This window comes from Mycoplana azooxidifex (genome assembly GCF_014196765.1).
Classification (GTDB): domain Bacteria; phylum Pseudomonadota; class Alphaproteobacteria; order Rhizobiales; family Rhizobiaceae; genus Mycoplana; species Mycoplana azooxidifex.
On sequence record NZ_JACIEE010000004.1, the window covers coordinates 156,829 to 169,004 of the forward strand.

General features: G+C 66.8%; 12 protein-coding genes. 2 read left to right on the forward strand and 10 right to left on the reverse strand.

The window, feature by feature from the left end; all coding sequences use genetic code 11:
* Positions 1 to 67 precede the first annotated feature (67 nt).
* The 3 genes from GGQ64_RS10050 to GGQ64_RS10060 form a co-directional block, all read right to left on the reverse strand.
* On the reverse strand, positions 68 to 2,272 hold the full coding sequence (locus GGQ64_RS10050) for a primosomal protein N' (protein ID WP_183803056.1): 2,205 nt from the start codon (positions 2,270 to 2,272) through the stop codon (positions 68 to 70).
* A 70-nt stretch (positions 2,273 to 2,342) separates the two neighbouring features.
* Positions 2,343 to 3,476, reverse strand: a complete 1,134-nt coding sequence (locus GGQ64_RS10055; RefSeq protein WP_183803059.1) for an AAA family ATPase — start codon at positions 3,474 to 3,476, stop codon at positions 2,343 to 2,345.
* Between the two features lie 55 nt (positions 3,477 to 3,531).
* Positions 3,532 to 4,434 carry a GNAT family N-acetyltransferase gene (locus GGQ64_RS10060; protein ID WP_183803063.1) on the reverse strand — a complete coding sequence of 301 codons (903 nt, stop codon included), beginning with the start codon at positions 4,432 to 4,434 and terminating at the stop codon, positions 3,532 to 3,534.
* Between the two features lie 133 nt (positions 4,435 to 4,567).
* Between GGQ64_RS10060 and GGQ64_RS10065 the strand changes: the two genes are divergently transcribed.
* Together GGQ64_RS10065 and GGQ64_RS10070 are read left to right on the forward strand one after the other, a co-directional pair.
* The gene (locus GGQ64_RS10065) at positions 4,568 to 5,503 is read left to right on the forward strand and encodes a tyrosine recombinase XerC (RefSeq protein WP_183803066.1); all 936 of its coding nucleotides are present in this window, start codon (positions 4,568 to 4,570) and stop codon (positions 5,501 to 5,503) included.
* 150 nt (positions 5,504 to 5,653) lie between these two features.
* Positions 5,654 to 6,736 (forward strand): TraB/GumN family protein, encoded by a 1,083-nt coding sequence (locus GGQ64_RS10070; RefSeq protein ID WP_183803069.1) that lies wholly within the window; start codon positions 5,654 to 5,656, stop codon positions 6,734 to 6,736.
* A gap of 107 nt (positions 6,737 to 6,843) precedes the next feature.
* Here GGQ64_RS10070 and lpdA read toward each other — a convergent pair whose 3' ends face one another.
* From lpdA to GGQ64_RS10105, 7 genes are read right to left on the reverse strand one after another with little or no spacing between them, the layout of a single operon-like run.
* A complete protein-coding gene (gene lpdA, locus GGQ64_RS10075) occupies positions 6,844 to 8,250 on the reverse strand; it encodes a dihydrolipoyl dehydrogenase (protein WP_183803071.1) in 1,407 nt (468 codons plus the stop codon).
* 27 nt (positions 8,251 to 8,277) lie between these two features.
* Positions 8,278 to 9,030 (reverse strand): SDR family oxidoreductase, encoded by a 753-nt coding sequence (locus tag GGQ64_RS10080; protein WP_183803073.1) that lies wholly within the window; start codon positions 9,028 to 9,030, stop codon positions 8,278 to 8,280.
* Positions 9,027 to 9,536 carry a hypothetical protein gene (locus tag GGQ64_RS10085; protein ID WP_183803076.1) on the reverse strand — a complete coding sequence of 170 codons (510 nt, stop codon included), beginning with the start codon at positions 9,534 to 9,536 and terminating at the stop codon, positions 9,027 to 9,029. The genes GGQ64_RS10080 and GGQ64_RS10085 overlap by 4 nt, the downstream gene beginning before the upstream one ends.
* A 3-nt stretch (positions 9,537 to 9,539) precedes the next feature.
* Positions 9,540 to 10,181, reverse strand: coding sequence for a LysE family translocator (locus GGQ64_RS10090; RefSeq protein ID WP_183803079.1), 642 nt, complete (start codon positions 10,179 to 10,181; stop codon positions 9,540 to 9,542).
* A 42-nt stretch (positions 10,182 to 10,223) separates the two neighbouring features.
* Positions 10,224 to 10,637: an MAPEG family protein gene (locus tag GGQ64_RS10095; protein WP_183803082.1), complete on the reverse strand. Its 414-nt coding sequence runs from the start codon at positions 10,635 to 10,637 to the stop codon at positions 10,224 to 10,226.
* Between the two features lie 12 nt (positions 10,638 to 10,649).
* Complete coding sequence (gene odhB / locus GGQ64_RS10100; RefSeq protein WP_183803086.1) at positions 10,650 to 11,906, reverse strand: 2-oxoglutarate dehydrogenase complex dihydrolipoyllysine-residue succinyltransferase; 1,257 nt, start codon at positions 11,904 to 11,906, stop codon at positions 10,650 to 10,652.
* Positions 11,907 to 11,961: 55 nt separating this feature from the next.
* Positions 11,962 to 12,174, reverse strand: coding sequence for a YciI family protein (locus GGQ64_RS10105; protein WP_183803089.1), 213 nt, complete (start codon positions 12,172 to 12,174; stop codon positions 11,962 to 11,964).
* Between the last annotated feature and the right edge of the window lie 2 nt (positions 12,175 to 12,176).

The window sequence follows — 12,176 nt, forward strand, 5'->3', positions numbered from 1 at the left end:
TGCGACAAAGTGACACCGAGGCACCCGGAAGATCCTTGCCGAACGTCCGGTGACCGATTTGCCAGGGCTAGAGGAAGCTCTGCGGATCGATATCGACCTGCACGAGGATGGAGCCCCGCTCCTTAGGGCCGTTCGCCAGCATGGTCCTCAGATAGGCCTGCATGTCGCTGGAACGCTGGCCGTGCACCAGCAGCCGGAACCGGTGGCGCCCGCGAATCAGCGCCAGCGGCGCCTCCGCCGGTCCGAGGATCGCGATGCCGGAGATGCCCGGTGCGGACTGCCGCAGGCCGCGGGCATGGCCCTCCGCCTCCGCCCGGCTGTCGGCGGAGACGATCACCGAGGCAAGCCGGCCGAAGGGTGGCAGCATGGCCTTTTCGCGTTCGCCGACCTCGCGCTCGTAGAAGTCGCGGGCGTCGCCCGAAACGATCGCCTGCATGACGGGATGAAGCGGCTGGTAGGTCTGGATCAGGCCATGGCTTTTCAGCCCCGTACGCCCCGCACGGCCGGTTACCTGCGACAGGAGCTGGAAGGTGCGCTCGGCCGCCCGCGGGTCGCCGTTGGAAAGGCCGAGGTCGGCATCGACAATCCCGACCAACGTCATCAACGGAAAATTGTGCCCCTTGGCCACGAGCTGGGTGCCGATCACGATGTCGGCCTCGCCCTTTGCGATCGCCTCGAGTTCCAGCCGCAGCCGCTTGACGCCCATCAGGTCGGAGGAAAGCACGATGGTGCGCGCCTCGGGGAAATGCTTCTCGACTTCCTCGGCGATGCGCTCCACGCCGGGACCGCAGGCCGCCAGGTGGTCGAAGGTGCCGCATTCGGGGCAGGCTTCCGGCGTGCGCTCGGCATAGCCGCAGTGATGGCACTGGATCTGGCCGCGGAACCGGTGCTCGACCAGCCAGCTTGCGCATTGCGGGCACTGGAACCGGTGGCCGCAGACGCGGCAGAGCGTCAGCGGTGCGTAACCCCGGCGATTGAGGAAGAGCAGCGCCTGCTCGCCGCGCTCCACCGTCTTGCCGATCGCCCGGATCATCACCGGCGACAGGAAGCCGCCGCGCTGGGGCGGATGCCGGCGCAGGTCGACGAGATGCAGGTCGGGCAGCGCTGCCTCGCCGAAGCGCGTCGGAAGGTGCAGCACCTGGTAGCGTCCGTTGTCGGCGTTGACGCGACTTTCGACCGATGGCGTCGCCGATACCAGCACGGCCGGGAAATTGCCGATCCGGGCCCGCACCACCGCCATGTCGCGGGCGTTGTAGAATACCCGGTCCTCCTGCTTGTAGGCCGGATCGTGCTCCTCGTCGACGATGACGAGCCCGAGATCCTCGAAGGGCAGGAACAATGCCGAGCGGGCGCCGGCGACGACGCGCACCTCGCCGGTCGTCACCTGCCGCCACACCTTCTCGCGCATCCGCGGCGCGAGATCCGAATGCCACTCGGCCGGCTTTGCCCCGAACCGATCCTGGAAGCGTTCGAGAAAGCTCGCCGTCAGCGCGATCTCGGGCAGCAGGATCAGCACCTGCCGGCCCTGCCGCAGCACCTCCGCGATCGCCTCGAAATAGACCTCCGTCTTGCCGGAGCCGGTGATACCGTCGATCAGCGCGACGGCGAAGTGGCCGTTGCGGATCTGTTCGACGAGATCGGCGGCGGCATCCGTCTGCGGCCCTTCCAGCCGCGGGGCGGCATAGTCGGGATCGGGCCGCGCAACCACCGGCGGCGGCGGCAGGAAGATCGTCTCGAAACTGCCCTGCGCGGCCAGCCCGTCGATGACGCTGGAGGAGGTGCCGGCGGCATGTGCAAGCCCGGAACGGGTCCAGGGAAAGCCTTCGTCCACCAACGCCAACACCCGCTCGCGCGCAGCCGTCATGCGCTCCGGGCGGACGCCGGTGAAGCGCAGCCCCTCGATCATCGGTTCGGGGTCGAAGGCGGCCGGCGCGCGCAGCGCCATGCGCGCCACGAGCCCCGGCGGCGTCAGCGTATAGGCGGCAACCCAGTCGATGAAGGCACGCATCTCCTTCGTCAGCGGCGGGCAGTCGAACACCTTCGCGATCGGCCGCAGCTTCTTCGGGTCGACGTCGTCCTCGCCGAGCCGGTCCCAGACGACGCCGGCCACGAGCCGCGAGCCGAGCGGCACCTGCACGATCGAGCCGGGCTCGACCGCCATGTCGTCGGGCACCGAATAGGAATAGGCCCGCGGCGCCGGCATCGGCACCAGCACGGGCGCAGTCTTCAGCTTCGGCGCGCCGCCGAACAGATCGTCGGTCAGCCGGTTCATCGCCCACCGCCCCCACGATGGACGTTGCGAGACCGGTGATGCCGGAACGGAAGGAAGGCAGGCCGCACGCTCACGCTTCGTCCTCCGCGATCTCTCCGCTCAGGCGCATCCCTTCGATCCAGGTGGCCCCGTCGTTGCGGATCACCCGCCTTGCCCGCACCCCGCAGCGGCTCTCCACCTCGCGCGCCAGAAGTTCCGAATGGGTGACGAGCCAGACCTGGCTGGTGCGCGAGGCGCTGGCGATCATCGCTGCCAGCGGCGCCAGCATGGAGGGATGCAGGCTCGCCTCCGGCTCGTTCAGCGCCACCAGCGGCGGGCTGCGATAGGAAAGGAGTGCGGCGGCGAGCGCCAGGAAGCGGATCTGCCCGTCTGACAATTCGCGCGGCTGGAACAGCCGCTTCGGAAACTGCGGAAACACCAACCCGAAGGAGGCGAACTCGCCGGGCTCCAGTATCGACAGCCGCGCTCCTTCGAAGGCATCGGCGATCGCCCTTTCGAGGTCGACCGTGTCCTGCCGGATATGGGCGAGCGTGGCAAACACGGCAGCAAGATTGCCTCCGTCCTCGTCGAGCATCGGCGCGGTGACGGAAAGGCACGGCTGGCGAAGCGGCGAATCGCGGTCGGTTCGGAAGCCGTGGAAGAAGCGCCATTGCAGCACCGCCCGGCGGAAGGCGCCGATCTCGGGATAGTGCCCCGCATCGCCGAGAAGGGAGAGCGCCGTCTCCGAGGTCAGCGCCTGTTCCGGATGCTCCTCCATCCGCCCCGTCTCGCCGCGCACCATGATGCCCGGGCCGGCACGCTTCAGGACGGTGACCGGGCGCCGCCCGGTCTCGATCGAAAGCTCCTCGGTCTTGATCTGCGGCTCGAATGCGAACCCGGCGGCCGCCGGCGGCCGCAACCCCGCCTCGATCCCGTATCGGAAGGTTATGGCGCGTTCCTCGTCGAGAATCTCGGCCTCGAGCCGGACGCGAACCGGCTCGTTCGGTTTCCTGCGCCCCGTCCACAGCACCGACGCCATGCCGCCTTCGGCTGCGATCTCGCTTGCAAGCGTCCCGCGCGCGGCCGCCTGGACGAGCTGGAGCGAGCGGTAGAGATTGGACTTTCCGGTACCGTTCTCGCCGACGAACAGGTTCACCTGGCCGAGATCCATGCGGATCGACCGTAGCGAACGGTAGTTTTCGGCAAGCATGGAGCGCAGCATCATCGCCTCAACTAAGCGATTCCGGCCGGCGGAGAAAAGGGAAAAAGCTGAACCGCGGTCAGAGGGACTGAAACCGTGCGTCCGAATCTGCGGCCAGCGAGAACACGCAATGGCGCTCCAGCGCCCTGGTGACGTCAACCGGATCGCCGGCCAGTTGCTCCGGCCGGATCATGTTGCCGACGGTGAACTCGAAGCGATTGCCCTTCTTGTTCAGGAGTTCGTGGAACACGGTCATGTCCCGCAGTTCCGTCGACCATTTGGCGAGCCAGTAGAACAACCCGGAATTGCGCGCCGTCATATGGACGGGAAGGATCGGCAGGTCGTACTTGCGCGAAAGCGAGACCGCGGAAATCTTCCACGGCCGTTCGTTCAGCCGCCCGTTCGCCCAATAGGCGATGCGGCCGGAGGGAAAGAGGACGGCGGCCTTGCCCTCGGCGATCGTCCGGTTGGTGATCTGCAGCGTTTCGCGCGCCTTCAGCTTGCTCTTGTGTTCCTCGCGCCATTCGACCGGGATGATCATCTCGACGAAGCGCGGATTGACCCGGATGGCATCGCGGTTGGCGAAGAACATCATGTCGGGCCGCCGGCGCTTCATCAGGTCGAAGACGGCAACCCCGTCGGCGATCCCCGTCGGATGGTTGCTGACGAGCAGGAAGCCGCCCTTTTCCGGAATGCGTTCCTCGTGGCGCACCGCCACGTCCAGCTCCAGCGCGGAACTGAGGAATTCCAGGGCCTGGAAACCGGGCAAGTTGGCGACCGCATCGGCGAATTCGATCGCCCGGCGATAGTTGAGGAGTATATGGAGGAATGGCCGCATGACCGGCCATAGCGGGTGCTCGACGATGCGGGTGCCGCGCTCGGCGATCAGCGTGTCGACGATGTGGCCGGGCTGCCCGTGCGAGACGAGCGCCACTGCCTCCGCGAGATGTGCGAACGCTGTTCCCGAGTCACGTCTTGCCATGGGTCCGCCTGTCCGAGTCCAGCTCCGTATCGCAGGTCCATATGATCTAAGCGTGACAGGAACGATGTCAATGTTAACAAATCCCTAACCGCGTGGCGGCAAGATGGACTGCCCGAAGCAACAGGCCGCGAACATGGATCAACTGCTCATTATTGCCGACCCGTCCCTGCTGGACGAGCGCGCCTCGTGGCTTTCGGCGCTGGCCGAGGAGCGACGGCTTTCGGACAATACGCTGGAAGCCTATGAGCGCGACACGCGCCAGTTTCTGGCCTTCCTCACCGGCCACCTCGCCTCGCCCGCACGCCTGAAGGACATCGGCAATCTGCGGCCGGCGGACCTGCGCGGATTTCTCGCCGCACGTCGGAGGGACGGGGCAGGTGCCCGCACGCTCGGCCGCGGCCTGGCGGGCCTGCGCTCCTTCCTGCGCCACCTGGAACGCAAGGGTCTCGTCAACGCAGCCGGTGCAGCGGCGATCCGTTCGCCGAAGCAGCCGAAATCCCTGCCCAAGCCCCTGACCGACCTGCAGGCGCTCTCCGTTGTCGATGCCGGCACCCAATTGTCGGAGGAGCCCTGGATCAGCGTGCGCAACGCAGCGGTGCTGACGCTTCTCTACGGCTGCGGCCTGCGCATCTCTGAAGCGCTGGCATTGACGCCGGAGGACTTTGCCGGCGCCCCGACGGCGCTTCGCATCACCGGCAAGGGCGGCAAGACCCGCATCGTCCCACTCCTGCAGGCGGCGCGAGACGGCGTCGAAGACTACCTGCGCCTCTGCCCCATCCCGCTCGCCCGCGACAAGCCGCTCTTTCGCGGCACCCGCGGAGGCCCACTGCAGCCCGCGATCATCCAGCGCGAGATGCAGAAGCTGCGCGGCGCGCTCGGCCTGCCCGACAGCGCCACCCCGCACGCGCTTCGTCACTCCTTCGCCACCCATCTTCTTGCCGGCGGCGGCGACCTGCGCACCATCCAGGAACTGCTGGGGCACGCGAGCCTGTCGACGACCCAGGTCTATACCGGCGTCGATTCGGCCCGGCTGCTGGAGATCTACGACCGCGCCCATCCCCGCGCCTGATTTCGCCCCACGACGGCCACGGCGCCTCGCCATGATGGGGCCCGAGCCTTTGCGCCCACGCGCACCGCGCCGCCCGTTAAGGGATTGTGAGGGCCGGACGGCTAGGGTTGGAAGGAAAACCGCAGGGACATCGCAGGGACACCGAACATCATGAACCGATCGCCTTTCCAGCCGCGGGCAGTCTTCCCGGACCGTCTGGCCGATACGATGCTGTGGCTCGCAGCCTCGCTGCATGTCCTTGTCGCCGCGTCCTTCCTCTTCGTCCTGCTGTCGCTGTCGCCCGCAAACGCCGCCGAGCCCGCCGCCTGCGCCGGCAAGAACCTGCTTCCCGAACTGCAGGCGAGCGATCCGGCCGCCTATGCGAAGCTGGTCGGGGAGGCAAAGGCGTCGCCGAACGGCGAGGGCATTTTCTGGAAGATCGAGAAACCGGGCACGCCGCCCTCCTACCTGCTCGGCACCATGCACGTGACCGATCCGCGGGTGGTCGCGATGCCGGACGCGGCACAGGCGGCCTACGCCGAAGCACGGACGGTCGTCGTCGAATCCGACGAGATTGCCGATGTGAAGAAGGCGAGCGCGGCCATCCTCGCCCGCCCCGACCTTACCATGTTTACCGACGGCCGGACGATCACCGGATTGCTGGGCGAGAAGGACGCGGCAATCCTCGCCGAAGGCCTGAACGCGCGCGGCCTCTCGCTTGCGGCGGTGTCGCGCATGAAGCCGTGGATGATCATGAGCTTCGTGGCCATTCCCACCTGCGAAATGGCCCGCAAGCAGGCGGGCATGGCCTTCCTCGACCAGAAGCTCGCGCAGGATGCGCTCGATGACGGCAAGACGCTGAAGGGACTGGAGACGATGGTCGAACAGATCACCGCGCTCGACGGCCTGCCGCTCGAGCCGCAGCTGGCAGGCCTCCTCCAAGTGGTACAGCTCGGCGACGGTATCGAGGACGTCATCGAGACGATGAGCCAGCTCTATCTCTCCGGACAGACCGGCATGATCCTGCCGTTGATGCGCGTGCCGCCGCCGGGCATCGAAAGCGACGACAGCGGCTACGCCGACTTCGAACAGCGCATCATCATCGACCGCAACCACCGCATGGCGGAGCGCGCCGCACCCATCCTCGCCGATGGCAACGTCTTCATCGCCGTCGGCGCCCTGCACCTGCCGGGCAAGGAAGGCGTGGTGGAATTGCTGCGCTCGGCGGGATTTACGCTGACGCCGGTACGATAGGTCGCCGGCCCACATCGCGAGCCTCGGTTTCCGTCGCAAGCACGACAAAAAGAAGCCCCGGTCTGCACCTGCCGACCGGGGCTTGACGTTTTCCGATCCTGGCCGGATCACATATGGATCGGCTTGAAGAAAGCGCCGAGCGCTGCTTCCTTGACCGCCTCCGACATGGTCGGGTGCGCATGGCAGGTACGGGCCAGATCTTCGGCCGAGCCGCCGAATTCCATCAGAACGGTGATCTCGTGGATCATCTCGCCGGCGCCGAAGCCGACGATATGGCCGCCGAGGACGCGGTCGGTCTCCTTGTCGGACAGGATCTTGACGAAGCCGTCGGTGGCGAGCATCGCCCGCGCGCGGCCGTTTGCCGAGAACGGGAACTTGCCGACCTTGTAGGCGGTGCCCGCGGCCTTCAGCTCCTCCTCTGTCTTGCCGACAGAGGCGACTTCCGGCTGGGTGTAGACCACGCTCGGGATCACGTCGTAGTTCACGTGGCCGGCCTGGCCCGCCAGGATCTCGGCCAGCGCCACGCCCTCGTCCTCGGCCTTGTGGGCCAGCATCGGGCCGCGCACGACGTCGCCGATCGCGTAGATGCCGGCAACGTTGGTCTGGAAGTGGCCGTCGATCTCGACGCGGCCGCGGCTGTCGAGCGCGACGCCCGCTTCGGCAAGGCCCAGCCCATCCGTATAGGGCCGGCGTCCGGTGGCGATCAGCACCACGTCGGCCTCGATCGTGGTGGCCTCGCCGCCCTTGACCGGTTCGAAGGTCACCTTCGCGCCGGACTTGGTCTTCTCGACGCCGGTCACCTTCGCGCCGACGCGAATATCCATGCCCTGCTTGGCGAGCATGCGCTGGAACTGCTTGGAGACCTCGCCGTCCATGCCGCCGAGGATCGTGTCGAGGTACTCGACGACCGTGACCTTGGAACCAAGACGCATCCACACAGAGCCGAGCTCGAGCCCGATCACGCCGCCGCCGACGACGATCAGGTTCTCCGGCACCTTCTCCAGCGCGATCGCGCCGGTGGAGGAGACGATGACGGTCTCATCGATATCCACCTTCACGCCCGGGATGCCGGCGACGTCAGAGCCTGTGGCGATCACGATCGCCTTCGTTTCCAGGACCTGCTCCTCGCCTTTGTCGCTGGTCACACCGACCTTGCCGGCGCCCAGCACCTTGCCGGTGCCCTGGATGCCGTCGATCTTGTTCTTCTTGAACAGGAAGGCGACGCCGTCGACGTTCGACTTCACCGTCGCGTCCTTGTGGGCCAGCATCTTCATCAGGTTCAGCTTCGGCGTCAGCCCCTCGATCCCCAGCGCATCCATGCCGTGGGCGGCGTGGCTATACATCTCGGAGGCGTGCAGCAGCGCCTTGGACGGAATGCAGCCGATGTTGAGGCAGGTGCCGCCATAGGTCGCGCGCTTCTCGACGACGGCGACCTTCAGGCCGAGCTGGGCCGCCTTGACGGCGCAGACGTAGCCGCCCGGACCGGAACCGATAACAACGAGATCATATGCCATTGAATGTCCTTCCTGAGCGCGGCTGGCCTAGCGGCCGCCGCTGACGTTGAGGGCGGCACCCGTGACATAGGATGCCGCGTCGGAGAGTAGATAGAGAACGGACTGCGCCACTTCGTCGGGCGTGCCCGGTCGCTGCATGGGAATGGCCGGCGCCAGGTCGCGCGCCCGGTCCGGCAGCCCGCCGGAAGCGTGGATATCGGTGTCGATGATGCCGGGGCGCACCAGGTTGACGCGGATGCCTTCGGCGGCGACCTCGCGTGCTAGGCCGATGGTGAAGCTCTCGATGGCGCCCTTGGTCGCGGCATAGTCGACATACTGGCCGGCCGCGCCGAGCACGGCGGCCATGGAGGAGATGTTGACGATCGACCCGCCGCGGCCGCCGTGGCGGGTGGACATCCGCCGGACGGCTTCCTGCGCGCAGCGGATCGAGCCGATAACGTTGACGGCGAACAGGCGGTCGAGCCGGTCGACGCCGATCTCGTCCACCCGGGCGGGATGGCCGATGATGCCCGCATTGTTGACGAGCCCGTCGAGCCGCGAGAACGTCGCATCCACGGCGGAAAAGATGGAGGCCAGGCCCATCTCGGTGCCCACATCGCCTTCCACCGCCACGGCCGAGCCACCGCCCTTGCGGATATCGTCAACGACCGCTTCGGCCGCAGCCGCATTCGACGCGTAGTTCACGGCCACCTGCCATCCGGCCGCAGCCGCCAGCCGGCAGACGCTGGCACCGATACCGCGGCTTCCGCCGGTCACGAGCAGGACGGGACTGTCGATCATTGCGCGCACCCCTTGTAGACCAGGACGTCCCAGGGAACGCTGGTGAGCTTCTTCTCTTCCCAGGCATTGGAGTAGCGAAGCGCCGGACCGAAACCGGCGAGCAGCAGCCGCTCGGCGGCCTCCTCGCCCTCCTCGGGCACCGTTTCGCCGATGTTTCCGTCCGCGCCGACCGGATAGATCACCCCTTCCCAGACGGTGCAGGCGGCGATCTCCTCGCCGGTCACGTCACCCGTCGGGCAATTGTGCATGATCATGCCGTTCGACCGCGCCACCTCGTCGCCGGGCATGATATGGCCGTTCAGGAGCAGCCCGCCCTTCACCTGCCGGATTTTGAACAGGTGGCTGACCACCGCCGCCTCCGACCCGACCGGCTCGAAGGCGAGCTCATAGACCTCGTCCCTGTCGACATAGATCGCCTGCGCTTGCGGGCACTGCGCCGCCAGCGACGCGCTCGTAAGCGAGATCGAAAGGACCGATGCCATCAGGAGAGGGCGGCAGACGCGCATGGATCAACCGGCCCGTTCCGTCGCAAGCTTGATGCCGAGCGCGATGAAGACGACCCCGCTTGTGCGATCGATCCACTGGCTGGCGCGCGAGAAGGCCGCGCGCATCCTGGGCGTCGTCATGAACAGGGACACGCCGATGAACCAGCAAATCAGGCAGGTCGCCATCACGAGCCCGTAGCCGAACTTGATCGTCATCGGCGTATGCGCGCTGACGACGGTGGAGAAGATCGACAGGAAGAAAAAGACCGCCTTGGGGTTCAGCACATTCGCCATGAAGCCGAGGCCGAAGGCCCGCAGCGCCGGCTGCCGCTTGCCGTCCGCAGCGCCCGCGGCCGCGGGAGCATCGATCTCCGTCCGGCCGGCCCTGAGCGCCTTGATGCCGATATAGACGAGATAGGCGACGCCGCACCATTTGACGATGTTGAACAGGTAGATCGACTGGGAGATGATCAGGCCGAGACCGAGGATCGTGTAGCTGACGTGGAACATCAGCGAGGCGCCGATGCCGAACGAGGTGATGATCGCTGACCGCCTGCCGTGCACGATCGACTGACGCATGACCATGGCGAGGTCGGCGCCGGGGGAGACGATGGCAAAGGCGAAGATCGCCATCAGCGAAGCAAGTTCGATCAGGTAGGTGTGCATCCCAGTCTCCGGTGCGCCCGATCGGCGGACGCGGCGCGTCGATCACAATACGAGGGCAGCGAACATCACGAAAAGCCCAGCCAGCGAGCCGAGCCAGATCAGCGAGCGGACATAGGCGATGCCCGCCAGGTAAAGCGGTATGTAGAGAATGCGGCAGGCGAACCACAGGAGCGCGCCGCTATAGCCCCAGCCGGACGGATCGCCGGAAAGGGCCAGCGCCAGCGCGAGGCCGATGAAGGCCGGATAGGTCTCGCGCAGGTTGGCAGACGCCCGCTCCACCCGCCCGGCGAGCTTGCCGAGCGGCTTGGCCTCGCCGTCGCGCGGGCCGGCGTTCCAGTCCGCCCCGCGGTCGTGGGTCGCCAGCGCCCCCTGCAGCATCACCTGGAAGACGAGCAGCGCCGCACTCCACGCCACGAGCGTGAGAAACGGTGAAGTGGCGAGCGCTGCGGCGTCCATCCCGGCCGGTCCTTACAGGTCCAGAACGAGGCGTTCCGGATCTTCCAGGCTTTCCTTGACCCGGACCAGGAACGTCACGGCTTCCTTGCCGTCGACGATGCGGTGGTCGTAGGAGAGCGCCAGGTACATCATCGGACGGATGACGACCTGGCCGCCGATCGCGACCGGACGCTCCTGGATCTTGTGCATGCCGAGGATGCCCGACTGCGGCGCGTTCAGGATCGGCGAGGACATCAGCGAGCCGTAGACGCCGCCATTGGTGATGGTGAACGTGCCGCCCTGCATGTCGGCCATCGATAGGGTGCCGTCGCGGGCAGCCTTGGCAAGGCGACCGAGCTCCTTTTCGATCTCGGCGATCGACATCTGGTCGGCGTCGCGGATCACCGGAACGACGAGGCCCTTGTCAGTGCCGACGGCCATGCCGACATGACAATAATTCTTGTAGATGATGTCGGTGCCGTCGATCTCGGCGTTGACGGCCGGCAGTTCCTTCAGCGCATGCGTGATGGCCTTGGTGAAGAAGCCCATGAAGCCGAGCTTCACGCCGTGCTTCTTCTCGAAGATATCCTTGTACTTGGTGCGCAGGTCCATGATCGCCTTCATGTCCACCTCGTTGTAGGTGGTCAGCATGGCGGCGGTGTTCTGCGCATCCTTCAGACGCTTGGCGATGGTCTGGCGCAGGCGCGTCATCTTCACGCGTTCTTCGCGCGGGGCGTCTGCTTCCGGCGAAGGCGCGCGGGCCTGGATCTGGATGGGTGCAGCCGAGGCTGCCGGCGCCGCAATGCCCTTGGCGACGGCGGCGAGCACGTCGCCCTTCAGCACCTGGCCGCGCTTGCCGGAGCCGTCCACCTGATCGGCGGAAAGGTTGTTCTCAGCGAGGATCTTCGCCGCCGCCGGAGCCGGCGGCATGGACGAGGAAGCCGCAGCCGGCGCGGCAGCGGCGGCCGGTGCTGCTGCAGGAGCAGGTGCGGATGCTGCGGCGGGTGCCGTCTCGGCAGCCTTGGCGGCGGGAGCTGCGGCACCGGCGGAAGCGCCCTCGGCGATCTGGCCGAGCAGTGCCCCGAGGCCGACCGTCTCGCCGTTCGGCGCAACGATCTCTGACAGGACGCCGGAAGCCGGCGCCGGCACTTCGACGGTCACCTTGTCGGTTTCCAGTTCGACGAGCGGTTCGTCCGCCTTGACGGTGTCGCCGACCTTCTTGAACCAGGTGCCGACGGTCGCTTCGCTGACGGATTCGCCGAGGGTCGGAACGCGGATTTCAGTTGCCATTGTTCAAGTCCTGAAATGTTGAATGGGTTGAATTCTGTTGCGGAAAACCGGCGTGTTACGACCGGAGGATCAGGGTCGGCATGGGTGCGATATCGAACCGGAAGCCGATCCCGGCAAGGATTACCGGATCGGCATCGGCAAGCAATTGGGCCTCTTCAGCATTCTCCACCTCGACGAGCGCCATGCCCCAGGCCTTCACCTCCGGCTCCGTCGCGTCATGCGGAAAGGTGGGGCGCGGCGGCACGAGCCTCAAGTGGAAATATGCCATCG